Genomic DNA, 24,577 nt, shown 5'->3' on the forward strand with positions numbered 1-24,577 from the left:
AAATGGATAAACAAAAAGAACAGCTGAGTATTGAGGTTGCGAGACTTTATTATCAATCCGATCTCGGTCAACAAGAAATCGCCACACGTCTAGGTGTTTCTAGACCAACTGTTTCCAGATTACTCCAAAATGCGAAAACAAAAGGATACGTTAAAATCGAAGTACAAGATCCATTTTCTAACCTTACCGAACTAGCAAACGCATTAAAGGAAAAATACCACCTTAAAAATGTAACAGTCGCTTTCAGTCAAACCAATGACTATAGCGAAATCTCTAAACAAATTAGCCAAAGTGCAGCAGAATATTTAGAAGAAATTATCCACGATGGCGATATTCTAGGTGTGAGCTGGGGAACAACCATGTACAAGATTGCCCAAAAACTTCCTCCACTAAAAGCAGAAATCAAAGTCGTCCAGCTAAAAGGTGGCGTGAGTCATTCAGATGTCAATACCTATGCTGCCGAAACGCTCGCTCTTTTCGGTGCAGCTTATGATACAGCACCAGTATCGCTCCCGCTTCCCGTCGTCCTAGATAACCCGCTTGCGAAACAAATGGTAGAAGCCGACCGTCATATAAAAAATATCATCGAACTCGGCAAAAAAGCTAATATCGCCATTTTTACAGTAGGGACAGTACGCGAAGAGGCATTACTTTTCCGATTAGGATACTTTTCAGACGAAGAAAAAATGCGCTTAAAAGAAAAAGCTGTTGGCGATATTTGTTCTCGATTTTTCACTATCGACGGCGAAATTGCTGACGAAAAAATGAATGAACGGACTATCGGCATTGACTTACAAGATTTAAAACAAAAAGAAACAGCTATTCTTGTCGCAGGCGGAGAACGGAAAATAAAAGCAATTCATGGCGCGCTCCGTGGCGGTTATGCCAACCATTTTATTACCGACCAATTTACAGCAAAACAACTACTTGAACAAAATTTCAGCAATTAGTTTACAAATGTTCTGTAGTGCGATATGATAAAGTCAAATCCAATTTTAAAGGAGTTTTTATAATGACAATTGCCAAAATGATCGATCACACTGCTTTAAAACCAGACACAACGAAAGAACAAATTTTAACATTAACAAAAGAAGCAAGAGAATATGGTTTTGCTTCCGTATGCGTGAATCCAACTTGGGTGAAATTATCCGCTGAACAGCTTTCAGGAGCAGAATCTGTTGTATGTACAGTTATCGGTTTCCCACTTGGAGCAAATACACCAGAAGTAAAAGCTTTTGAAGTGAAAAATGCCATCGAAAACGGCGCTAAAGAAGTGGATATGGTTATTAATATCGGCGCATTAAAAGACAAAGACGATGAATTAGTAGAACGTGATATTCGTGCTGTAGTTGATGCTGCCAAAGGGAAAGCCTTAGTAAAAGTAATTATTGAAACTTGCCTATTAACAGACGAAGAAAAAGTTCGCGCATGTGAAATCGCTGTAAAAGCAGGAACAGACTTCGTTAAAACATCCACTGGATTCTCCACAGGTGGCGCAACTGCCGAAGATATCGCTTTAATGCGCAAAACTGTTGGACCAAACATCGGCGTAAAAGCATCTGGCGGAGTTCGTACAAAAGAAGACGTGGAAAAAATGATTGAAGCAGGCGCAACTCGTATCGGCGCAAGTGCAGGTGTCGCAATTGTTTCCGGCGAAAAACCAGCTAAACCAGATAATTACTAATTTTGGATGAAACCCCTTTATTATTATTCTTAAATGTGGCAAAATAAGGAGAATAGATAATCTGACTGGGGGAGTTTAAATGGCTGCAACCATCCGCGAAATAGCAGAAAAGACAGGCGTTTCAATTACGACGATTTCTCAAATTTTGAATGGTAAAGGGGAACGATTTAGCGATTTAACCCGTGAAAAAGTCCTGAAAACAGCAAAAGAGATGTCTTACAAACCAAACTTTTTCGCAAAAAACATGATTGTTAGTCACACGAACACAATTGGAATGATTGTCCCAGAAGTAACCGATCCATTTTTTTCCCAAATGGTCAAAGGGGCAGAAGATTACTTAAATAAAGAAGGTTATATGATTATGCTCTGTAACTCTTCTAATGATAAAGAACGAGAAGATTTATACGTAGAAGAATTATTACACCGGGCTGTCGATGGCTTAATTATCGCCAGCCCTAATATTCTGCTCTCAGGTGTTATTAAACGCATGGAAGAGAAGCGGTCGCCGTATATATTACTCGACCGGCAGCGCAATCCTAGACAAGAAGGAAATATCGCAATTGATGATTTCAAAGGCGGTTATATGGCAACAGAACATTTAATTGAACTGGGCCATACGAATATCGGAATCATCATTTCTGATACATCTTTTTATAACGTACATGAACGCTATGAAGGTTATTTGGCTTGTATGAAAGATTATCAACTTACTGTAGAAGATGGCTGGATTGTGAGCGGAGACCAAACGATGCACGGTGGCTATATCGCCTCGCAAAAATTACTGCAAGAAAATATTAGCGCCATTTTTGCTACCAATGATCTAATGGCAATGGGGACTTACCGCGCAGCATTAGAAAACAATATTCACATCCCTAAAGAACTAAGCGTTATCGGGTTTGATGATATAGAACTTTCCGAATACATGACCCCTCCACTTACAACCATTCGCCAACCAGTCTATGGTATTGGCGAAATTGCCGCAGAACTTTTACTAAAAAATCTCCAAAATCCAACCGAGAAATTAGAGAACCGCTTACTTGATATTTCTCTAATCGAACGCAGTAGTACAAAAAGTATTGACAAGAAGTGAGCGAGTACGATATAGTGAGCATGTTAAGCACATGTTCTTGTTTAGTAAAACGGTTTACTTAAAAAGTGTAACCGTTCTCAATAAAGGTACATAAAATGCTAAAGTGGACAAAAAGAAAGGGTGAAGAGAAATGAGAATGGTGGATATTATTTCCAAGAAGAGGGACGGCAAAGCTTTATCAACAGAAGAAATTCAGTTTTTCATTGATGGCTATACAAATGGGGAAATTCCAGATTATCAAGCAAGTGCTCTAGCCATGGCAATCTTTTTCCAAGATATGAACGATCAAGAACGCGCAGATTTAACAATGGCAATGGTAGGATCTGGCGACACGATTGATCTATCTGCAATCGAGGGCATCAAAGTCGACAAACATAGTACTGGTGGCGTTGGTGATACAACAACACTTGTCCTTGCTCCACTTGTAGCAGCAGTTGGTGTTCCAGTTGCCAAAATGTCTGGACGCGGCCTAGGTCACACTGGAGGCACTATTGATAAATTAGAATCCATCGAAGGTTTCCATATTGAACTAGATAAAAAAGATTTCATTAACTTAGTAAACCGCGACAAAGTAGCTGTTATCGGACAATCAGGTAACCTTACTCCAGCTGATAAAAAAATGTACGCGCTTCGTGATGTAACAGGAACCGTGAACTCTATCCCACTCATTGCAAGCTCCATTATGAGTAAAAAAATCGCAGCCGGTGCAGATGCAATCGTACTTGATGTTAAAACTGGTGCTGGTGCGTTTATGAAAACCGACGAAGATGCAGAAAACCTAGCACATGCAATGGTTCGCATCGGTAATAACGTTGGTAGAAATACAATGGCAGTTATTTCTGATATGTCTCAACCACTTGGTGAAGCAATCGGAAACGCTTTAGAAGTAAAAGAAGCTATTGATACATTAAAAGGTCAAGGTCCAGAAGACTTAACTGAATTAGTTCTCGTACTCGGAAGCCAAATGGTCGTACTTGCTAAACAAGCTGAAACCTTAGATGAAGCTCGCGCTAAACTAATCGAAGTAATCGAAAACGGAGCAGCACTAGAGAAATTCAAAACCTTCCTTTCTAATCAAGGTGGCGATGCAAGTATTGTTGACCACCCAGAAAAACTCCCACAAGCAAAATACCAAATCGAAGTACCCGCTAAAACATCCGGTTTCGTAAGTCAAATCGTTGCTGATGAAATTGGAATCGCAGCAATGATTCTAGGCGCCGGTCGTGCAACAAAAGAAGACGAAATTAACCTAGCAGTAGGTTTAATGCTACGCAAAAAAGTAGGCGATCAAGTCAAAGAAGGCGATTCACTCGTAACGATTTTTGCCGACCAAGAAGACGTAGAAAATGTAAAAGCAAAAATCTACGAAAACATCAAAATCGCTGACCAAGCAACAGCACCAACACTCATTCATAAAATTATTACAGAATAAAAATTTTAACTGTAAAAATTCTTTAGCTCTTCCTAAAGAAATTTTTACAGTTTTTTTGTTGAAGAAATTTTTAATAATGATACTTTTTTCACAAACCTTTGTGATATAATTATTTTTCAAGATGAAAACGATTGCAGAACTCGATCGTTTTTACCTTGAAACATAAATAAAGGGAGATGGAAAAATGAAAAGAATTATATCTGTATTGTGCATTTTTGCTATTGTACTGGGATTGTTTAGCCCATTCACAATTAAAGCAAGTGCAGCAACCAATACAAATAAAACATTTGAAGAGCTTTATGCAGAAGCTAAAAAACATTTAGGTAAACCATATACATGGGGAGCAACAGGACCGAATACTTTCGATTGCTCAGGGTACACGCAGTATGTCTATAAAGCGGTAACCGGTGTAACAATTGCTAGGAATTCAACGTCTCAATATTCAAATGCTGATAAAGTGAAAAATGGCGATCAAAAACCGGGAGACTTAGTATATTTCACAGGGCAAAATCATGTTGGTATATACATAGGTAATGGCCAAATGATTAATGCTCAAGACAACGGAGTAAAAATTGATAATCTTAGTGCTACATATTGGAAACAGCGCTTTGTTGGATACGCAAGACCCTTCAATTTCTCCGAGAAAAAAGGATCTAAATCCGCCTATGCTGTGTCAGATTTAAATTTACGATCTAGCAATAACTGGGATAGTTCAGTAGCTGGAAAAGTTCCACAAGGCGCTAAAGTATCTATTGACCTAGACAGTGATAAAAATGGTTGGTGCATGGTAACATATAATAATACTAAAGGTTATATGTTAAATACAACTAATTATTTCTCCGATACACCTGTGATAAAAACATACTATGCCAAGGATAATATAAACTTAAGAACGAAAGCAACATGGGATAGCGATGTAGCTCAAAAAGTACAAAAAGGTGAAAAAGTTACTGTGAACCTTAAAACTAATGTGAATGGTTGGTATCAAGTAACATACGGCGGAAAAACAGGCTATATGATTTTAAATAATAATTACTTAGTAGAAAATCCCTTGAATATGGAAACGTATTATGCGGTTGGTACCTTAAATCTGCGTAGTGCAGCAAACTGGGATAGTAGCATCAGCTTAGTTGTACCAGAAGGCAGAGCTGTAAAAGTAGAAATGGATACAAATAGTGGCCCTTGGTATAAAGTAACATATCAAAACCAAACAGGTTACATCCCGCTAACAGATGATTACTTATCCAAAACTACTGTTCTAAAAACGTATTATGCTAAAGATAATTTAAACCTAAGAACAAAAGCAACTTGGGATAGCGACGTTGCTCAAAAAGTACAAAAAGGTGAAAAAGTAACAGTTAATTTAAAAACAAGTGTAAATGGTTGGTATCAAGTAACTTATGGTGGTAAAAAAGGTTACATGATCTTAAATGATAACTATTTAGTCGAAAAAGCGCTTAATATGAAAACCTATTATGCGGTGAGTAGCTTAAATTTACGTAGTGAGGCGAAATGGGATAGTAGCATAAGTCAAGTGGTTCCAGAAGGTAGAGCTGTCAAAGTCGAAATGGACACGAATGTTGGCAATTGGTTTAAAGTAACCTATGACAATAAAACAGGTTATATGCCACTAAATGATTTATATTTATCTGAAACCGCTGTGTTAAAAACCTATTATGCAAAAGATAATTTAAACTTACGTAGCGAAGCAAAATGGGATAGTGAAGTTACTCAAAAAGTAGAAAAAGGTGAAAAAGTAACAGTCAATTCGAAAACAAGTATCGATGGCTGGTATGAAGTAACATACGGTGGTAAGAAAGGCTATATGATTTTAAATAATAATTATCTTGTAGCAGAACCACTAGATTTGAAAACATATTACGCAGTTAACACATTAAATTTACGTAGTGAATCTAAATGGGACAGCAGCATAAGCCAAGTGGTACCTGAAGGCGCTAAAGTAAAAGTTGAAATGAACACAAGTGATGGTCCTTGGTACAAAGTAACTTATCAAAATAAAACAGGTTATATGCCGCTAAATGATTTATATTTATCTGAAACTGCTGTGTTAAAAACTTATTATGCAAAAGATAATTTAAACTTACGTAGCGAAGCAAAATGGGATAGTGAAATTTCTCAAGTAGTAGAAAAAGGTGAAAAAGTAACTATTAATTCGAAAACAAGTATCAATGGTTGGTATGAAGTAACTTACGGTGGTAAAAAAGGTTATATGATTTTAAGTGATAACTATTTAGTCGAAAAACCATTGAACTTGAAAACGTATTATGCAGTAGGAGATTTAAATTTACGTGGTGAATCTAAATGGGATAGCGACATAGTTCAAGTTATTCCTGCGGGTACTCCGGTAAAAGTAGAAATGGATACAAATGATGGTATTTGGTACAAAGTAACGTATCAAAGTAAAACAGGCTATATGCCACTAACAGATGATTATTTAACTTTAACAGCAAAATAAAAAAAGAACTCCTCTAAAACTTTTTAGAGGAGTTTTTTTATTAATTTTCCGCTGCTTCAATCTGTTCTAACATATCCGGTGTGCTTAAATCGCTTCTAAGAAATTCTGTTGTTTGTGGTAACTGAAGTTCGAATTCAGTTTGTTGTGCAACCTCAACAGTACCTTCAAGCATTTCGTAATCAAATACGTGACCACCGATTTTGCGCATATCATCAATAAAATGTACGTGATAGCCAGAGACCCCAATACCACTAATATAAGCAGGTGTCCAAAAACCAACAATTGTACCAGTAATATACTCAAAATGATACGTTGGCTGTTCCTTTACCGCTTCAATAAGTGGCGGATATGGTCTTTGTTGTTTTGGAACAACACGAGTGTCCACATAACGGAAATTCCCAGTCATTTTCACCGCGTAAAAAACGTTCGGTCCTTGCACTAATTCGGCGATTTTTTCTTCCACAGTTTGTTTAGAAGTAGGTTCTGAAACAGTAAAAGACGTATCGGCTTCAAAAAAAGTAGTGCTCGCATAAGGTGTTGTGTCTTCCGGTTTTACTTTATAAGCTTGACCGTCCGAGCGTATTTGAAAAGCTTCCCCGTCCAAAATAATCAGTTCGCCATCAAATTGGTCAAGCGTTCCTATACCGAGGTCACCGTGTTGTAGTAATTCTTTAAAACTTGTCGTTCCGCTAAAAAGACCACCAACAAGTGCTGCCATTGTAGAATGCTGAAATAATCGATTTTTTCTTACTGTGTCCATCATTGCCACTCCTTGAATTGTTATATATAAAAAGTTGCTTTTAAATAATACAGTCTAATTTCTATATGTTCATTATACTACTTTATATCCTTAAACAAAAGATTTTAAACCGGTTTTCAAAATAAACTGTTACTATAACAGACAGATAAACTGTAATATAAATAGGCTCCCGCTTCATGCGAGAACCCATTTTAGACAAGTAAGGTGTAAAGTGTTTGGTTATCATTAATCGGTATATAACTCGGATCAAAAGCAGCAACCCGGTCAAGCAAACCTTCATAATCATTCTTATCTTGTAAAAGTACACCGATGATAACAGGTCCATTGCCTCGATTTACTTTTTTCGTATATTCGAATTTCGTAATATCATCATGCGGTCCAAGAACATCATTTACAAACTCTTTTAGAGCACCAGGGCGTTGAGAGAAGTTGACGATGAAATAATGTTTTAATCCTTCATGAAGTAGGGAACGTTCTTCAATTTCTTGCATTCGATTAATATCGTTATTTCCACCACTAACGATACAGACTACTGTTTTATCTTTGATTTCCTCACGATAAGTTTCGAGAGCAGCAACGGAAAGAGCACCAGCTGGTTCGGCGACAATCGCTTGCTTCGTATACATATCTAAAATCGTTGAACAAACTGCTCCTTCAGAAACGGTTGTCACTTCATCAACTAAGACTTTTGCATGCTGAAATGTTAAGCTTCCAACTTCTTTTACTGCAGCTCCGTCGACAAATTTATCGATTCTATCTAAAGTCACGACTTGATTTTGTTTTAATGCTTCTGTCATCGAAGGCGCGCCAGCTGGTTCTACACCGATAATTTTTGTGATTGGACTTTTCGCTTTTAAATAAGATGCCACACCGCTAATTAAGCCGCCGCCACCAATACCTGCAAAAACATAATCCGCTTGCTCATGTGCTTTATTTAAATCTTTTACCATTTCAACCGCGAGCGATCCTTGGCCTGCGATAATATCTGGATCATCAAACGGCGGGATAAATGTCTGGCCATGTTCTGCTGCGAATTCTTTTGCGGCAGTAGCAGATGCATCAAACGTGTCACCAACTAAAACAACCTCCACATTACTTCCACCGAAAAATTTCACTTGCGATACTTTTTGTTGAGGGGTCGTAGTTGGCATGAAAATCGTTGCCGGAACCGTCATACGTTTGCAAGTATAGGCGACTCCTTGAGCATGATTTCCAGCGCTTGCACAGGCGACTCCTTTTTCTAACTGTTCTGCTGACAGTCGAGAAATGGCATAAAAAGCCCCACGTAATTTAAAAGAACGCACCCGTTGTAAATCTTCACGTTTCAAATATACATTGCAATGATATTTTTCTGACAGGTAAAAATCGTATTCAAGCGGGGTATGCTTGACAACTGGTTTTAATACAACATAGGCTTTTTCGACATCTTCTTCTGTCACTAATAAATCAACTAACTCCATCATCCTCACTACCTTTTCTTATATGGAATCCACTTTTTGCTCATAGGCTTTAATCGCGTCAATATGTTCAAAAGTAATCGCAATATCATCCAGCCCATTAATAAATTTATTTTTCCATGTAGCATCAATCTCAAATGGATAGGTACCAACTGAACTAATGACTTGTTGTTTTGGCAAGTCAATCGTCACTTTTTCCTCGGCAGTGATTTTCGCTAATTTTTCACGAGCTTCTCTAGGAAGAACAATAGGAAGAACGCCATTTTTCGTACAATTCATATAAAAAATATCACTATAACTTCCAGCGATAATCACTCGGAAACGGTAATCAAGTAGCGCCCATGCCGCATGTTCACGAGAAGAGCCGCAACCAAAATTATCTCCTGTAATTAATATCGTTGCTTCTTGACGGTCAGGAGCATTGAGCGGAAAATCCGGGTTTGGTTTCCGATTCGGAAGGTAGCGCCAACTATCAAATAGAAATTCGCCAAAACCAGTCCGTTCAATTCGCTTTAGGAAACTTTTTGGAATAATTTGATCGGTGTCAATATTATCGTTCATTAGTGCAACCGTTTTACCAATGTGTACTTTAATTGCCTCCACTAATAACCGCCTCCTTTCGAATATCGATAAAGTGTCCGTTGATTGCCGCCGCTGCAGCCATTGCTGGTGAAACGAGATGGGTACGTGCTCCTTTACCTTGGCGCCCTTCAAAATTACGATTCGAAGTAGAAGCACAGTGGACCCCGTCTGGAACTTGGTCGGGATTCATTCCGAGACACATCGAACAACCAGGTTCACGCCATTCAAAACCGGCATCTTTAAATATCTTATCAAGGCCGATTGCTTCTGCAGCATTACGAACTTGGCGAGAACCAGGAACGACTAGTGCCCGAATATTATTTTTTACTTTATTTCCTTTAACGATACGAGCTGCTTCTTCTAAATCAGACAGCCGAGCATTCGTACAAGAACCGATAAACACATAACCAAGTTCAATTTGCTCTGCTGTTTGGCCGGGTTTTAGCCCCATATATTCATAAGCTCGCTCATAGTTCATATCTTTAATTTCCGGAAATGCTTTTGAAAAAGGGACACCCATCTCTGGATTTGTTCCCCAAGTGACGTATGGTTCTAAAATGCTTGCATCCATTTCGATATGAAGGTCATATTCCGCATCAGGATCAGTTTTAAGCGTTTCCCAATCACGAATGGCTTTTTCCATGTCAGAAGGAGCATATTCACGACCGCTAACATATTCAAAAGTAGTTTGGTCTGGCGCCATCATGCCCATTTTTGCGCCACCTTCAATAGCCATATTACAAATCGTCATACGTTCTTCCATCGACATATTGCGAATCGTTTCGCCATAATATTCAACCGCATAACCTGTTCCAAAAGCGACGCCATATGTGGCAATCAAATGCAAAATTATATCTTTTGCATAAACGCCTTTGGGAAGTTTTCCATTAATTTCAATACCCATAGATTTTGGTTTTTGTTGCCAAATAGTTTGGGTCGCAAAAACATGCTCTACTTCACTGGAACCAATCCCAAAGCCAATCGCGCCAAAAGCACCATGTGTCGCAGTATGCGAATCTCCACATACAATCACTTTTCCAGGTTGAGTAAGACCAGTTTCAGGTCCAACCATATGCACGATTCCTTGACGGTCGCTACCCATATCAGCTAGTGTTACCCCGAATTCTTCGCAGTTAGTTTGTAGTGCTTCAATTTGCTTTTTAGCAACTAAATCTTGAATGTTGAAAATGTCTTCAGTAGGAACATTATGATCCATTGTAGCAAATGTTTTATCTGGTCTCCGCAGTGGTCGATTTTCCATTCTAAGTCCTTCAAACGCTTGAGGAGAAGTAACTTCATGAATCAAATGAAGGTCAACATATAATAATTGCGGTTCACCTTCTTTACCATAAATGACATGGCGGTTCCAAAGTTTATCAAAAAGTGTTTTCCCCATTTTATTCTCCTCCTTCAATTTGTTTTAGAACTTCATTTGTAAAATCGGTTGTGGAAGTATTACCTCCAAGATCAGCGGTTAAAAATCCAGCTTGCATCGTTCTTGCTGTAGCCGCATCAATCGCATCTGCCTCTTTAAAAAGTGAAAAAGATTGACGGAGCATCATTGACACAGAAGAAATCATTGACATTGGATTGGCGATATTTTGATTAGCAATGTCTGGTGCAGATCCGTGAATTGGTTCGTATAAAGAAGGTCCATTTTCAGCGTGACTAGCAGAAGGGAGCATCCCAAGTGATCCAGTGATAACAGACGCTTCATCACTTAAAATATCACCGAATAAATTTTCGGTTACGATAACATCGAATGTCGTTGGACGCTGAATCATTAGCATCGCAGCCGCATCAACATACAGGTGCTCTAGTGTAATATCTGGATGACGACTTGCTACTTCTTCAGCAATTTTGCGCCATAATTTACTTGAAGCTAGCACATTTGCTTTATCAACAGAAGTTACTTTTTTATTTCTTGTCGATGCAATTTCGAATGCCTTTTCTATAATTCGTTCGATTTCCACGCGAGTATAGGTTAAAGAATCAACAGCAGCTACATCATCCCAATGTTTTGGTTCCCCAAAGTAAAGTCCACCAGTTAACTCACGAACAACAACAAAATCAGTATTTTCAACAATTTCCTTTTTTAAAGGAGAAAGATGTGTTATCGAACTAGGGACTTGAATAGGGCGGATGTTAGCAAAAAGACCAAGCGCTTTTCTAAGTGCAAGTAAGCCGTCTTCAGGCCGTTTAGGCGCATTATCCCACTTAGGACCACCGATTGCCCCAAGTAAAATTGCGTCGGCATCTTGGCATGCTTTTAAAGTTTCAGGCGGGATTGGATCGCCTGCTGCATCAATTCCGGCTCCTCCAAAAGGGTGTGATTCAATTTCAAACGTATGATTGTATTTCGCAGCGATAGCTTCTAGTATTTTGATTCCGGAAGCCATAATTTCCGGTCCAATTCCGTCGCCAGCTAAGGAAGTAATTTTATATGCCACGTTACTTTACCTCCTCGAAATCTGCTTGCTTACTTGTAGTTTTGCTTTTTCCGGATGCTTGCAAATAAGCTTTAGCACTAGCTGTTAAAACATCAAAATCGATACCGATACCATGGAATTCAGTGCCATTATCATCTTTAATGACGACATGGACTTCTGCTTGGGCATCTTGGCCTGCTGTAATCGCTTGAATACGATAATCGGTTAATTCAATATCTTGTTTCATTAGTCGGTTAATAGTATTATAAATGGCTTCAATGCTTCCTGAGCCAGTTGCTGCATCTTCTATTAACGCGCCATCACGTTCTTCAATCCGTACAATAGCGCCTTGGACACCGCCAGTAACGTACTGTACTTGTAAATGTTTTAATTCGAAAGCATCATGAGATTCAGAAGATTGACCAAGAATTAACGCATGCAAGTCTTCTTCGGTCACGTCTTTTTTTGCATCAGCAAGTTGTTTGAAACGTTTAAAAGCATCTTTTTGTTCTTGTTCACTTAGCGTATAACCCATTTCTTCCATTCGTGTATTGAAGGCATGTTTCCCAGAAAGTTTGCCAAGAGGAAGAGAATTTTTATCAACACCAACAAGAGCAGGGGTGATGATTTCATACGTATCTGGGTTTTTTAGAACGCCATCTTGATGAATACCGGATTCATGTGCGTATGCATTTCCACCTATTACGGCTTTATTACGAGGAACTGGCATACCAGACAAACGACTAATTAGATCACTTGAGTTTTTAAATTGATTCAAGACAATATTTGTTTCTGCTTGATAAAAATCTTTGCGGATGTGAAGTGCGACGGCAACTTCTTCTAGCGCCGTATTTCCAGCACGTTCACCGATGCCGTTAATTGTACCTTCAACGCGTCTCGCACCGTTTTCAATTGCAGCGAGTGCGTTAGCCGTAGCCATTCCAAGGTCATCATGACAGTGGGATGCGAAAATAATATCATCAAACTGTTTTATTTCCCGGCGCAAATCTTGAAACAATTGTCCGAATTCAGTTGGATTAGTGTATCCGACTGTATCTGGAATGTTAATAACGGTAGCTCCAGCATCAATCGCGGTTTGAACTGCTTCAATAAGAAAAGCACGATCTGAGCGCGTTGCATCTTCTGGTGAAAACTGTACAACGTCAAATTTTTGTCTAGCATAACTAATGTGGTGTTTAATGGAAGCAAGAACTTCCGCCCGACTCATTTTTAATTTGTATTCCATATGCACATCGCTCGTTGCTAAGAAGATATGTATTTGCGGGGAAACTGCGTCTTTAAGCGCTTCTTCCGCGCGGTCAATATCCGCTTCAACACAGCGTGCTAGCCCTGTTACAGAACAATGTTTAATCGCTTTTGCAATTGCCTTGACGCATTCAAAATCTCCAGGAGAAGAAATCGGAAAGCCGGCTTCAATCACATCAATTCCAAGTTTTTCGAGTTGTAAGGCAATCTGGATTTTCTCCTTTACGTCAAAATTAACTCCAGGGGTTTGTTCGCCATCTCTAAGTGTAGTATCAAAAAACTGGATTTTCTTCATTCGATTTCACCTCTTGTTTTATATTAGATAGGGAAGCGTGGATTTTTCCTGCTTTCAGTATCAGTTTAGGGAAGAAACACGTTCTTGCTTAAACTCATATTGAAAAAGGATAAACGGTTGCTAGGCGAGAATTCTCACCTAGCAATCCGAATTAAGTATTAATGTTGTGGTTTAACAAATGGCATCATTTCACGAAGTTCAGCACCAACTTTTTCGATTTGATGACCTTGTTGTTCTTTGCGCATTCTATGGAATTCTTTAAAACCATTTTTATTGTCGTCAATGAATGATTTAGCAAAGTTACCATTTTGAATGTCGGTAAGTACTTCTTTCATTGCTTTTTTCGTATCAGCTGTAACAACACGAGGACCGGAAACATAATCACCATATTCTGCTGTATTGGAGATCGAGTGGCGCATTTTTTCCATGCCGCCTTCATACATCAAATCAACAATTAGCTTCATTTCGTGTAGTACTTCAAAATAAGCAAGTTCTGGTTGGTAGCCAGCTTCTACAAGTGTTTCAAATCCAGCTTGGATAAGATGAGTTGCACCACCACAAAGAACTGCTTGTTCACCAAATAGATCGGTTTCGGTTTCTTCTTTGAAAGTGGTTTCGATAACGCCAGCACGAGTTGCGCCGATACCTTTTGCGTAAGAAAGAGCCGTATCACGTGCATTTCCAGTTGCATCTTGGTAAATAGCGAATAGGGAAGGAACAGCGCCACCTTCGACAAAAGTACGGCGAACCAAGTGACCAGGACCTTTTGGAGCTACTAGGAAAACATCCACATCGCTTGGAGGATTAATTACGTCAAAATGAATATTAAAACCATGAGCGAAAACAAGTGCATTGCCAGCTTTTAGGTTAGGCTTGATTTCATTTTCATACGTTTCACCTTGTGTTTCATCTGGCAAAAGAATCATAATAACGTCTGCTTTTTCAGCCGCTTCACTAACAGAATAAACATCAAAGCCATCATTTCTCGCAGATTCGGCAGATTTACCTTCGCGAATTCCGATAATAACGTTATTGCCATTGTCACGTAGGTTTTGAGAATGCGCATGGCCTTGTGAACCGTACCCGATTACTGCTACTGTTTTACCTTCTAGTGCGTTATTTTTTACTGCATCTTCATAATAAACTTTTGTCATTTTTCCTAACCTCCAACTAGTTTCTTTTTATATTTCAGAAGAGCGATGTGCTGTTCTGATGCTAGCAAAGCAACGAATTGCTCTGTAGTTAATGATTTTAGCCCATTTTTTTAGGACTTCTTGTAAAGCCAGTTACACCTGTTCTAGCCATTTGTTTAATGCCATATGGTCGAACAGTATCAACGAAAGCATCAATTTTTTCACTTGTACCAGTTACTTGAATGACGACATTTTTAGTACCGACATCAATGACGGTGGCGCGAAATGGTTCGATTACTGCGTTTAGCTCAGAACGTAAAGCAGCAGGGGAGTTGATTTTAAGTAGAGCGAGTTCACGTTCAATGTGCGCGTCATCAGTAATATCACTTACTTTAAGCACATCGATTTGTTTGTTAAGCTGTTTGGTTACTTGTTCAATTTCGTATAGTGAGTCGACATGGACGACGATGGTAATCCGAGAAACATTCGGGATTTCGGTCCAGCCAACAGAGATGCTATCGATATTATATTGGCGTCTGGAGATAACCCCAGTAATACGATTTAGTACGCCAGATGAGTTATTCACTGTAGCAGTAATGATTCGGCGCATTTATTCCACTCCTTCCATTTGGTGATTTGGTTTACCGCTTGGAACCATTGGAAGTACTAGTTCATCTTTTGCAACATGAACGTCAATGACAATTGGGCCAGGGTGCGCGAATGCTTTTCTTAAATCTTTTTCAAGCGTTTCAGGATTTGTCAAACGAACGCCTTTAACCCCATATGCTTCAGACAGTTTCACAAAATCAGGTTGACTCGTGAAAATCGAATGGGAATATCTTTCACCGTGGAATTTTTCTTGCCACTGACGAACCATTCCAAGAGACCCGTTATTGATAATGACTGTTTTTACATTAATCTGATAATCGTTTAAAATTGCTAGTTCTTGGTTAGTCATTTGGAAACCACCATCACCAACAACCGCGACTACTGTTTTGTCAGGGAAAGCAAGTTGTGCACCGACAGCTGCTGGAAAGCCAAAGCCCATCGTGCCAAGACCACCACTTGTAATAATTTGGTGATCAAATTGGAACGGATAGAACTGAGCTGTCCACATTTGATGCTGTCCAACATCGGTAGAAACAAGTGCCTCACCTTGCGTAATTTCACCAATAAGTTCAATTACACGCTGTGGTTTAATTTCCGCTTTTTTCGTTCTATCAAAATTAAATGGATGACGGTTTTTACGAGTCATATTTAATTTGTACCAATGAGATGTATCTGGGTGAACCGGAAGTTCCATTTGTAGTAGTTGTGTGAGTGTTTCATTGATGTCGGCAACAATTGGAATTTGGGTTTCGATAATTTTGCCGATTTCAGCGGGATCAATGTCGATATGAGCAATGGTTGCTTTCGTAGCAAAATCTTTTGGCGCGCTAGCAAGGCGATCATCAAATCTTGAACCAAAGTTAATGAGTAAATCGCAGTCAGTTAACGCCATATTTGCTGCGTAAGAACCGTGCATTCCTCCCATACCAAGAAATAAATCATGGTTTTGCGGGAAACTGCCTAGACCGAGCAGTGTATTAACAACAGGAATTTGATAACGTTCAGCAAATTCGAGTAATTCAGCCGTAGCTCTAGCATGGTTCACACCAGCTCCTGCAAGAATAAGAGGCTTACTCCGAGCAGAAAGAGCTTGCATTAATTTTTCGAGTTGCAGTGGATTAGGTGAATAAGTCGGTTGATAACCTGGCAAGTCAATCGTATCAGGACGAACCGTGTCCGTTTGAGTAATACCCATATCTTTTGGAATATCAACAACAACAGGACCTTTACGACCAGTATTTGCGATATGAAAAGCTTCGTTGACAATTTTTGGTAAGTCACGAACATCACGAACTTGGTAGTTGTATTTAGTAATTGGGATGGTGAGTCCAATCATATCTGCTTCTTGGAAAGCGTCTTTTCCGATACCAGGCGTATGAACTTGGCCTGTAAAAATAACTAAAGGAATAGAATCACTCATCGCATCTGCAATACCAGTTAATACATTTGTTGCACCAGGTCCACTCGTTACAACAACGACACCAGGTTTACCGGTTACGCGGGCATAACCTTCAGCAGCATGAATCGCTCCTTGTTCATGCCTCGTTAAAATATGCGGAATATCACAGTCATAAAAGGCATCATAAAGAGGTAAAACAGCGCCACCTGGATACCCAAAAATCATTTCGACTTGTTGTTTTTTCAAGGAGTCAATTAAAAGTTCAGCTCCACTTTTATTTAGCTTTTTTGTCGCTTTTTCATTTGTCTTCGTCGTATCAATCACGCTTATCACCTCATTTTTTTAGTCGATTAAATCTTCTGGAATTTGCAAAATACCACCAGTGTGAGCACTTGTTACGAGTGCAGTATATCTTGCAAGATAACCAGTTTTTACTTTGGCTTTAAATTTCGGTAATTCTTTTCTTCTTTCTTCTAAAACTTCATCTGGAACATCTACATTTAACGTCCGATTTGGTAAATCAATTGTGATAATATCTCCGTCGTGAACAAGTGCGATTGGACCACCAGCAGCAGCTTCAGGAGAAATGTGACCAACTGCAATCCCGCGTGTTGCTCCGGAGAAACGGCCATCTGTAATGAGTGCGACGTCTTTACCTAAACCGCGGCCAACAATACTAGATGTTGGAGCTAGCATTTCTGGCATTCCTGGTCCGCCTTTTGGACCTTCATAGCGAATAACTACTACATGACCTTCGCGAACCGTATGATTATCAATGGCTTCAACCGCCTCATCATGAGAGCTAAAGCAAATAGCTTCTCCTTTGAAAACTTGTACAGAAGGATCTACACCACCAACTTTAATAGTGGCTCCTTTTGGTGCGATATTTCCAAACAACATCGAAAGTCCACCAACCGGGCTATAAGGATTTTCTTTTGGATGGATAACGTCTGTATTATTAATTTTTGCATCAGCAACATTTTCTCTAATTGTCTTTCCAGTAACCGTTATGCGGTCTGGATGAATAGCGCCGCCAAGATCAACAAGTTCTTTAATAATGGCAGAAACGCCGCCAGCTTCATGAACATCATGCATCGAGTAAGAAGAAGAAGGGGCGATTTTGGAAAGGTAAGGGACGCGTTTAGCGATGTCATTGATACGTTCCAAATCGTAATCTTCAATCCCAGCTTCATTTGCAAGGGCGAGTGTATGTAAAACAGTATTTGTAGAGCCACCCATTGCCATGTCTAGAGCAAATGCGTCATCTATCGCATCTTTAGTAATAATGTCACGAGGCCGAATATCTTTTTTCACTAAATCCATTAAATGGAATGCTGACTCTCTAATAAGTTCTCGGCGTGCATCCGAAACAGCAAGCGTTGTACCATTTCCCGGAACAGCCATACCGAGGATTTCCATTAAACAGTTCATTGAGTTTGCAGTGAACATTCCTGCACACGAGCCGCAAGTCGGACACGCGTTTGCTTCCATATCAAGGAAATCTTCTTGTGACATACTGCCTTCTTTAAAAGCACCAACCGCTTCAAAAACGGAAGAAAGAGTAAGGGCTTTTCCGTGAGCGGATAATCCAGCTTTCATAGGACCACCAGAACAGAAGATAGCAGGTACATTTGTACGGACAGAAGCAAGTAGCATACCTGGTGTGATTTTGTCACAGTTTGGAATGTAGAAAACACCATCAAACCAGTGTGCATTAATAACAGTTTCAGCCGCATCAGCAATAACCTCACGAGAAGGGAGGGAGTAACGCATACCGATATGCCCCATAGCAATGCCGTCATCTACACCAATCGTATTAAATTCAAATGGGATACCGCCAGCTTCTCTAATAGCTTCTTTAGCCACATCCGCAAGTTCTCGCAAATGAACATGACCTGGCACAATATCAATGTAAGAGTTACAAATAGCGATAAATGGTTTATCCATATCACCTGGACTTTTGATTTGACCTGTGGCATGCAGCAAACTTCTTGCTGGAGCCTGTTCAACACCTTTTTTAATTTTGTCACTACGCATATGACTTTACCCCATTTCTAATTAAGAATTATTTGCCGACGCTGAATTTTTAGAATTTGCAAAATAGCGTGGCATTAATATATATGAATAAGTAGTTGCTTGCTTGATAGTTACTTTTCTATGCTTAAACCTTGAAATCTAGCTAAAGAAAAAGCACCCCAATGATGAAAACAATGGGATGCTTTGCCAGAATCCCATTTAACGTAAACAGGACTCAAACTACTGTAAATTTCTACAGTGCTCAAAGTCCTTTTAGAGTAATAAAATTGTAATGACTGATTTGGTCGTTTTCATAAGTCATTATCCCCTTCGTTAAATGGTTTTAGATTTCCGATTAGTCGCACATTTTTGAAAAAAATTAATATCAAGAAATGTTATGTTATTATTTAATATATATGGTTGCCATGCGATTGTCAATTGTTATTTTGAAAGTTTTCCGTCAGTTTGCACAATTCAAGCAACTTACTCTTTTATACTAAATTAGTACCTGGTCTTATATTTGACTTATAACTTAAATGGAAGCGCATTCAAAAATGAAAGGTCAAGTATATAGTCAGAATAGTTTTATTTTTATAGTTTTACTCGAATTAATTAATATTTTGGATAAAAAATCACACATTAGTTGCGTTTTTATAGCAAATTCTGCTAAATTGAAAGTAATAAATTAGTAGGAAAGTCAGGTTTTTGCTGTGGATAATTTGGAAACAGATCGATTAATTTTAATAAACTACACATTAGAAATGATTCAAGCAACGATAAATGGGACAGAAGCTTTAGAAAAAACAAGCGGCTACCACGTGTCGCCTGACTGGCCCGGAATTGATTTCTTTTTTTATTTGCCATATGTATTAGAAAATGTAAAAAAAGACGATAAAATGATCAAATGGACACGTTTGGTCGTGTTAAAAACAGAAAATAAGATTATCGGTGAAATTGGCGGACAAGGAAACCCAGATGAAACGGGAGAAATCGAAATTGGCTACAGTATTGTCCCAGATTATCAAAATAAAGGATATATGTCAGAAGCGCTCATTAGTATGATTGATTGGTTAGAACATCAACCTGTCATTAACCGCATATTTGCTAGATGTTATGAGCAAAACGAAGCTTCTATCCAAGTACTAAAGCATAATCATTTTGTACATATTAAAGAAAAAGATACTGAAGAGAAACAAGGAAGAGTGATGATGTGGGAATATCCAATAAAACAAACCTGATTATTATCGCCTCAGGAAAACCGAAAATTTGGGATAAGTTTCCAGATGTTGGTCCAGTTAAGGCAAGTGAAGTGTATACCGGAACGTTTCATCGTTTAAGTAAAGCTTATGCGGAACAGTTTGCGGATAATTATTTGATTTTATCCCCAAAATATGGATTTTTAAGACCAGATGATATTGTTGCAAAAACCTATGATGTCCGTTTTACGATGAAAGGGGTAGGGGGAGACACAATTCAGCTTGATGAACTGAAAGAACAGTGGAAGCAACTACAAATAAACCCTTCTGAACCAATCCCGATGTTAGGCGGCAAAAAATTCAGAGGGTTACTAATGAGTATTACTGATGGTAAACAGCCATTCAGTTTTCCACTTGAAGGTGCGACTGGAATTGGTATTATGCAACAAGAGTTAAAGCAAGCTGTCGCGACGAATGTTCCACTAAATTGCGCTAAGTAGAAGAAGGGCGGCAGTTATTAGTAAAAACATAACTCCCATATTGACGTTTTTCCGAATGAAGAAATATATGGTTTGTAGTGCCATTAAAATAGCGAGTGATACAGTAATAAGGTGTAGCATAGATCGACCTCCTATATGTTTACACGGAAAAACTTAATTAAATAGTTTACGAACCTTCTCGAGTAACGAGGTAGGTTCTTCTTCGCCGTTTTCTTGTTCTTCCTTATACAAATGAATATCTTCTTTATTGACCGCTTTTTGACAGGCAAGGACGAGATAAATATCTGTTTCACCTTCCAAACGACTGACGATAGAAAATTCATGTTTACATTTTTCCGCTAGCTTAATGTAAGGGCGCAGAGAATTATAGTGCAGTAATCCATTTAACAAAAGCTTTGAGTCACTGTTTTCTAGTATTGCTTTTTCTAGTTCTGGAAGATATTCTTGGGTTAAAACTTCTTCTTTTGTGAGCGCAACTAATACTCGTTCGCGGTAAGTTCCTAAGTATTTCTTCTTCTCAGCGGGATTAATTTCTTTTGCCCCATACATGCCTTTTTCTAGGTAGTCATCAATATTTTCAGCCATTATATGAGCTCCTTTAACTAGTTAGTTTTCCTCTCTATTCTAACATGCATAGGGGTTTTTGCAAGTAAACAAAGAAAACCAGAAACAGGCTAAAATAGCCATATTTCTGGTTTTTTGATTAATCGATTGGGAACCACTGGAATCCGTCACGTTGGATAAGGTCGTCTGCTTCTTTTGGACCCATCGAACCGGATTTGTAGTTAGGGAAGTGGTCTTTAGTATTTGTCCAAACATCTGCCACATGGTCGATAAAGTTCCATGATAGCGATACTTCATCCCAGTGAGAGAAGTAAGTTGCATCACCGCGTAGGCAGTCTAAAATTAATTTTTCATAAGCTTCAGGTGTATTCATACCATCTGGAGAAGAATGAATGTAATTTAAGTTAACTGGCATTGTAACCATTCCTTGACCAGGTTCTTTTACATTCAAATGAAGTGTAATACCTTCGTCCGGTTGGATATGAATAACAAGTACGTTACCACCAAGCGATTGTTGTTGCCCGAATAAATTCAGTGGTACATCTTTGAACTGAATAGCAATTTGTGTTGTTTTCTTCGCAAGACGTTTACCAGTACGAATATAAAATGGAACACCAGCCCAGCGGAAGTTATCGATTTCAAGTTTAGCTGCAACGAATGTTTCCGTATTGGAATGAGGATCCACATTATCTTCTTGACGATAGCCTTTAAGTTCTTTGCCACCTACTTCACCAGGCCCGTATTGACCACGAATAAAGTTTTGGTGAACCTCTTTACCTTCAAAAACGCGTAACGAACGAAGCGCGCGAACTTTTTCATGACGAATCTCGCGTGTCGTTAAGTTAATTGGCGGCTCCATCGCAAGTAAAGAAACGATTTGGAGAATATGGTTTTGAACCATGTCTCGTAGTGCGCCACTTTCGTCATAATAACGTCCTCGGTCTTCAACTCCGAGCACTTCTGTCAAAGTAACTTGGATGTTATCAATGTAACGATTATTCCAAAGCGATTCAATGATAGAATTGGCAAAACGAATAACCGAGATATTTTGGATCATTTCTTTTCCTAAATAATGGTCAATACGATAAATTTCATCTTCCTTGAAAGCTTGACGAAGCGAATTATTTAATTCTTCCGCACTAGCTAAATCATGACCAAATGGTTTTTCGATAATTAAACGATGGAAACCGTCTGTGTCTACAAAACCTTCAGATTTAATGCGGCTAGCAATCGTTCCAAAGAAGTTCGGTGCCATTGCAAGATAGAAAAGGCGATTACCACCTAATTCATATTTAGCGTCTAATTCATCAGACAAATCTTTTAAAGTTACATAAGATTCTTTATTTGTTACATCATGGGATTGATAGTAGAAATGAGAAGCAAATGCATCCGCGTCTTTTTCGGAACCGTCAATGTCTTTGATAGACTCTTTTACTTTATCACGGAAGAAATCGTTACTCCATTCACGACGAGCCGTTCCAATTACAGCAAAATTGTCGCCAAGAGATCCCTTACTGTACAAATGATATAGCGAAGGGTAAAGTTTGCGATTTGCCAAATCTCCCGTACCGCCAAAAATAGTAATCAGTGCTTTTTGTTCTAACTCATCTGTCATACGTCATTTACCCTCTTTCTTATTCTCTTAATGGCAAAAAATTAACTGCTAAGAAAAAGATTTCTTAGTTTGAAAAGAACCCACAAAAAAAGGCCTTATTAAATGAGCTATTAATTTTCCTCATTAGTCCATACTATTTTATCCATAAAGAAGCATTTGTGCAACTGTTTGGTTCGAATATTTTTTTAATTTGACAGTTATTTCTGAATTATAAGGGTTTTTAGCATGAAAATGTTTATTTCCTGTTCGATTAAGAATGTGATAAAATAAGACACGAACTGGGAAGGGAATGGAACAAAATGGAACTTGTTTTTTTAGGAACTGGAGCAGGCGTACCGTCGCGAGGCCGTAATGTCACATCCATCGCACTTTCAATGTTAAATGAACGAAACGCAATTTGGCTTTTTGATTGCGGGGAAGCAACCCAACATCAAGTTTTGCGAAGCCATATCAAACTTAGCAAGCTAGAAAAAATATTTATTACTCACATGCACGGAGACCATATTTTTGGACTACCCGGCTTATTAAGTAGCCGTTCTTTTCAAGGTGGAGATTCCGATTTGACTATTTATGGCCCAGCTGGAATAGCCGAATATGTCGAAACTTCCTTAAGACTCAGTGGAACAAGGCTTACATATAAAATCAATTTTGAAGAAATAGAGCCAGGTGTGATTTTTGAAGATGAGATGTTTATAGTTACAGCTGACGATCTTGACCACGGCGTACGCAGTTTTGGTTACCGCATTGTTGAAAAAGATAAACAAGGCGCACTTAATGCTGAAAAACTAAAAGCAGACGGTGTCGAAGCGGGACCAGTTTTTCAAAAGCTAAAAAACGGCGAAATCGTAACATTAGCTGATGGACGCGTAATCGATGGTAAAAATTATATCGGTGAGCCACAAAAAGGGAAGATTATTAGTATTTTTGGTGATACAAAAGAAACTATTAGCGAACTAGAATTGGCAATGAACGCCGATATTTTGGTTCATGAAGCAACATTTGAAGGTGATAAAGCAAAAATGGCAGGAGAATATATGCATTCGACAACGCTTCAAGCGGCAACCCTTGCTAAAGCTGCCAATGTCAAAAAATTAATTTTAACCCATATCAGCTCAAGATATGATCGAGATGCAAGTAAAGAGTTATTAATAGAAGCAAAAACTGTTTTTGAAAATACTGAAATAGCTTATGACTTAGCTGTTTTTCAAGTAGGAGAGTGACAAAATGAACCCTTTTTTGAAGAATAAAACGGTATTAATTACCGGGGCTTCTAACGGTCTTGGCGCTGAAATTGCAAGACAAGTTGCTGCGTCCGGTGGCAATGTTATTATAACAGCCAGAAGTACGGAAAAATTACTAGAGTTACAAAAAGATATACATGATAATTTTTCAGTAGAAGCGACTTATTTTACTTTAGATATGACGGATTTCGAGCAAGTGAAACAAGTCAGCGCAGAGATAAATGCATCGTATCAAATTGACGTGTTAGTCAACTGTGCAGGCTTTGGTTTATTTGAAAACGCGGTAGATATTCCATTTGAGACAATTGAAAAAATGTTTGATACGAATGTACTTGGCTTAATTCAACTTACACAACTGATTTTACCGCAAATGCAAGCACGCAAAGCAGGACATATTATTAATATTGCTTCCCAAGCTGCTAAAATAGCTACACCAAAATCAACTGTTTACTCAGCAACGAAATATGCGGTTTTAGGTTTTTCTAATGCACTTCGTTTAGAACTAATGCCAGACAAAATCCATGTTACAACAATCAATCCTGGCCCAATTGCCACAAACTTTTTCGATGTAGCGGATAAATCAGGAAACTATTTAGAAACAGTTGGCAAATTAGTGTTACAGCCAGAAAAGGTTGCGCGTAAAACAGTGCAAATTATGGGAACTAAGCGCCGCGAAATCAATTTACCTTTTGTAATGAATATTGCGACACGACTTTATCAAGTAATGCCACAAGTTATCGAATTCTTCGGTAAAGGGGCATTTTTAAAGAAATAAATCAGAAGAAAATACCTTATGAAAATAGGGTATTTTTTTCTTGTAATTAATGAGTTTA

At 38.6% G+C, this 24,577-nt stretch carries 22 protein-coding genes; 9 read left to right on the forward strand and 13 right to left on the reverse strand.

The features are described 5' to 3' along the window. The first annotated feature begins 2 nt into the window (after positions 1–2). The 5 genes from OC533_RS12935 (at position 3) to OC533_RS12955 (ending at position 6,682) form a co-directional block, all read left to right on the forward strand. Complete coding sequence (locus tag OC533_RS12935; protein ID WP_194323649.1) at positions 3–950, forward strand: sugar-binding transcriptional regulator; 948 nt, start codon at positions 3–5, stop codon at positions 948–950. A gap of 62 nt (positions 951–1,012) precedes the next feature. After that, positions 1,013–1,684, forward strand: coding sequence for a deoxyribose-phosphate aldolase (gene deoC / locus OC533_RS12940; protein WP_003763218.1), 672 nt, complete (start codon positions 1,013–1,015; stop codon positions 1,682–1,684). Positions 1,685–1,763: 79 nt separating this feature from the next. Next, positions 1,764–2,774, forward strand: coding sequence for a substrate-binding domain-containing protein (locus tag OC533_RS12945; protein WP_010991752.1), 1,011 nt, complete (start codon positions 1,764–1,766; stop codon positions 2,772–2,774). 130 nt (positions 2,775–2,904) lie between these two features. Next, positions 2,905–4,206 carry a pyrimidine-nucleoside phosphorylase gene (locus tag OC533_RS12950; protein WP_003769518.1) on the forward strand — a complete coding sequence of 434 codons (1,302 nt, stop codon included), beginning with the start codon at positions 2,905–2,907 and terminating at the stop codon, positions 4,204–4,206. A gap of 184 nt (positions 4,207–4,390) precedes the next feature. Continuing rightward, positions 4,391–6,682: an SH3 domain-containing protein gene (locus OC533_RS12955; RefSeq protein ID WP_194323651.1), complete on the forward strand. Its 2,292-nt coding sequence runs from the start codon at positions 4,391–4,393 to the stop codon at positions 6,680–6,682. A gap of 40 nt (positions 6,683–6,722) precedes the next feature. On the opposite strand, the gene budA is transcribed toward OC533_RS12955, so the two are convergent. The 10 genes from budA to ilvD form a co-directional block, all read right to left on the reverse strand. Beyond that, positions 6,723–7,442: an acetolactate decarboxylase gene (gene budA, locus OC533_RS12960; RefSeq protein WP_003769517.1), complete on the reverse strand. Its 720-nt coding sequence runs from the start codon at positions 7,440–7,442 to the stop codon at positions 6,723–6,725. 191 nt (positions 7,443–7,633) lie between these two features. After that, positions 7,634–8,902 (reverse strand): threonine ammonia-lyase, encoded by a 1,269-nt coding sequence (gene ilvA / locus OC533_RS12965; protein ID WP_194323758.1) that lies wholly within the window; start codon positions 8,900–8,902, stop codon positions 7,634–7,636. A gap of 18 nt (positions 8,903–8,920) precedes the next feature. After that, on the reverse strand, positions 8,921–9,502 hold the full coding sequence (gene leuD / locus OC533_RS12970) for a 3-isopropylmalate dehydratase small subunit (RefSeq protein WP_010991749.1): 582 nt from the start codon (positions 9,500–9,502) through the stop codon (positions 8,921–8,923). Beyond that, positions 9,489–10,877: a 3-isopropylmalate dehydratase large subunit gene (gene leuC / locus OC533_RS12975; RefSeq protein ID WP_070753719.1), complete on the reverse strand. Its 1,389-nt coding sequence runs from the start codon at positions 10,875–10,877 to the stop codon at positions 9,489–9,491. Before leuC ends, leuD begins: the two co-directional genes overlap by 14 nt. Before the next feature lies 1 nt (position 10,878). After that, positions 10,879–11,931 carry a 3-isopropylmalate dehydrogenase gene (leuB, locus tag OC533_RS12980; protein WP_045553877.1) on the reverse strand — a complete coding sequence of 351 codons (1,053 nt, stop codon included), beginning with the start codon at positions 11,929–11,931 and terminating at the stop codon, positions 10,879–10,881. Position 11,932: 1 nt separating this feature from the next. Further along, positions 11,933–13,471: a 2-isopropylmalate synthase gene (locus OC533_RS12985; RefSeq protein WP_003769513.1), complete on the reverse strand. Its 1,539-nt coding sequence runs from the start codon at positions 13,469–13,471 to the stop codon at positions 11,933–11,935. A gap of 158 nt (positions 13,472–13,629) precedes the next feature. Further along, positions 13,630–14,625 carry a ketol-acid reductoisomerase gene (gene ilvC / locus OC533_RS12990; protein WP_003727977.1) on the reverse strand — a complete coding sequence of 332 codons (996 nt, stop codon included), beginning with the start codon at positions 14,623–14,625 and terminating at the stop codon, positions 13,630–13,632. Between the two features lie 97 nt (positions 14,626–14,722). Continuing rightward, a complete protein-coding gene (gene ilvN / locus OC533_RS12995; protein ID WP_003723150.1) occupies positions 14,723–15,214 on the reverse strand; it encodes an acetolactate synthase small subunit in 492 nt (163 codons plus the stop codon). After that, positions 15,215–16,936 carry a biosynthetic-type acetolactate synthase large subunit gene (gene ilvB / locus OC533_RS13000; RefSeq protein WP_033532888.1) on the reverse strand — a complete coding sequence of 574 codons (1,722 nt, stop codon included), beginning with the start codon at positions 16,934–16,936 and terminating at the stop codon, positions 15,215–15,217. Positions 16,937–16,954: 18 nt separating this feature from the next. After that, complete coding sequence (gene ilvD / locus OC533_RS13005; protein WP_003769508.1) at positions 16,955–18,649, reverse strand: dihydroxy-acid dehydratase; 1,695 nt, start codon at positions 18,647–18,649, stop codon at positions 16,955–16,957. Positions 18,650–19,338: 689 nt separating this feature from the next. Here ilvD and OC533_RS13010 point away from each other — a divergent pair. Together OC533_RS13010 and OC533_RS13015 are read left to right on the forward strand one after the other, a co-directional pair. Next, the gene (locus OC533_RS13010) at positions 19,339–19,866 is read left to right on the forward strand and encodes a GNAT family N-acetyltransferase (protein WP_010991744.1); all 528 of its coding nucleotides are present in this window, start codon (positions 19,339–19,341) and stop codon (positions 19,864–19,866) included. After that, the gene (locus OC533_RS13015; protein WP_194323654.1) at positions 19,839–20,324 is read left to right on the forward strand and encodes a DUF6884 domain-containing protein; all 486 of its coding nucleotides are present in this window, start codon (positions 19,839–19,841) and stop codon (positions 20,322–20,324) included. Before OC533_RS13010 ends, OC533_RS13015 begins: the two co-directional genes overlap by 28 nt. On the opposite strand, the gene OC533_RS13020 is transcribed toward OC533_RS13015, so the two are convergent. From OC533_RS13020 to zwf, 3 genes are all read right to left on the reverse strand, one after another. Continuing rightward, on the reverse strand, positions 20,307–20,444 hold the full coding sequence (locus OC533_RS13020; RefSeq protein ID WP_262265268.1) for a hypothetical protein: 138 nt from the start codon (positions 20,442–20,444) through the stop codon (positions 20,307–20,309). The genes OC533_RS13015 and OC533_RS13020 overlap by 18 nt on opposite strands. 33 nt (positions 20,445–20,477) lie before the next feature. After that, positions 20,478–20,909, reverse strand: a complete 432-nt coding sequence (locus tag OC533_RS13025; RefSeq protein WP_160464505.1) for a YueI family protein — start codon at positions 20,907–20,909, stop codon at positions 20,478–20,480. A gap of 118 nt (positions 20,910–21,027) precedes the next feature. Continuing rightward, positions 21,028–22,503: a glucose-6-phosphate dehydrogenase gene (gene zwf, locus OC533_RS13030; protein WP_003767646.1), complete on the reverse strand. Its 1,476-nt coding sequence runs from the start codon at positions 22,501–22,503 to the stop codon at positions 21,028–21,030. Between the two features lie 299 nt (positions 22,504–22,802). On the opposite strand from zwf, the gene rnz reads away from it, so the two are divergent. Both rnz and OC533_RS13040 read left to right on the forward strand, forming a co-directional pair. Continuing rightward, on the forward strand, positions 22,803–23,723 hold the full coding sequence (rnz, locus tag OC533_RS13035; RefSeq protein ID WP_185538903.1) for a ribonuclease Z: 921 nt from the start codon (positions 22,803–22,805) through the stop codon (positions 23,721–23,723). 4 nt (positions 23,724–23,727) lie between these two features. Further along, positions 23,728–24,519, forward strand: a complete 792-nt coding sequence (locus tag OC533_RS13040; RefSeq protein WP_003769499.1) for an SDR family NAD(P)-dependent oxidoreductase — start codon at positions 23,728–23,730, stop codon at positions 24,517–24,519. Positions 24,520–24,577 lie beyond the last annotated feature (58 nt).

Origin of the sequence: Listeria sp. Marseille-Q6474 (assembly GCF_946902005.1) — a bacterium.
Classification (GTDB): domain Bacteria; phylum Bacillota; class Bacilli; order Lactobacillales; family Listeriaceae; genus Listeria; species Listeria innocua.

Bases quoted from the DNA above. Each gene is read 5' to 3' on its own strand.
- OC533_RS12945 (WP_010991752.1), top strand. From the start codon at position 1,764: ATGGCTGCAACCATCCGCGAAATAGCAGAAAAGACAGGCGTTTCAATT.
- OC533_RS12955 (WP_194323651.1), top strand. From the start codon at position 4,391: ATGAAAAGAATTATATCTGTATTGTGCATTTTTGCTATTGTACTGGGA.
- ilvN (WP_003723150.1), bottom strand. From the start codon at position 15,214: ATGCGCCGAATCATTACTGCTACAGTGAATAACTCATCTGGCGTACTA.
- rnz (WP_185538903.1), top strand. From the start codon at position 22,803: ATGGAACTTGTTTTTTTAGGAACTGGAGCAGGCGTACCGTCGCGAGGC.
- ilvA (WP_194323758.1), bottom strand. From the start codon at position 8,902: ATGGAGTTAGTTGATTTATTAGTGACAGAAGAAGATGTCGAAAAAGCC.
- OC533_RS13040 (WP_003769499.1), top strand. From the start codon at position 23,728: ATGAACCCTTTTTTGAAGAATAAAACGGTATTAATTACCGGGGCTTCT.
- OC533_RS13020 (WP_262265268.1), bottom strand. From the start codon at position 20,444: ATGCTACACCTTATTACTGTATCACTCGCTATTTTAATGGCACTACAA.
- ilvD (WP_003769508.1), bottom strand. From the start codon at position 18,649: ATGCGTAGTGACAAAATTAAAAAAGGTGTTGAACAGGCTCCAGCAAGA.
- deoC (WP_003763218.1), top strand. From the start codon at position 1,013: ATGACAATTGCCAAAATGATCGATCACACTGCTTTAAAACCAGACACA.
- budA (WP_003769517.1), bottom strand. From the start codon at position 7,442: ATGGACACAGTAAGAAAAAATCGATTATTTCAGCATTCTACAATGGCA.
- leuC (WP_070753719.1), bottom strand. From the start codon at position 10,877: ATGGGGAAAACACTTTTTGATAAACTTTGGAACCGCCATGTCATTTAT.
- OC533_RS12985 (WP_003769513.1), bottom strand. From the start codon at position 13,471: ATGAAGAAAATCCAGTTTTTTGATACTACACTTAGAGATGGCGAACAA.
- ilvC (WP_003727977.1), bottom strand. From the start codon at position 14,625: ATGACAAAAGTTTATTATGAAGATGCAGTAAAAAATAACGCACTAGAA.
- OC533_RS13025 (WP_160464505.1), bottom strand. From the start codon at position 20,909: ATGGCTGAAAATATTGATGACTACCTAGAAAAAGGCATGTATGGGGCA.
- OC533_RS12950 (WP_003769518.1), top strand. From the start codon at position 2,905: ATGAGAATGGTGGATATTATTTCCAAGAAGAGGGACGGCAAAGCTTTA.
- zwf (WP_003767646.1), bottom strand. From the start codon at position 22,503: ATGACAGATGAGTTAGAACAAAAAGCACTGATTACTATTTTTGGCGGT.
- OC533_RS12935 (WP_194323649.1), top strand. From the start codon at position 3: ATGGATAAACAAAAAGAACAGCTGAGTATTGAGGTTGCGAGACTTTAT.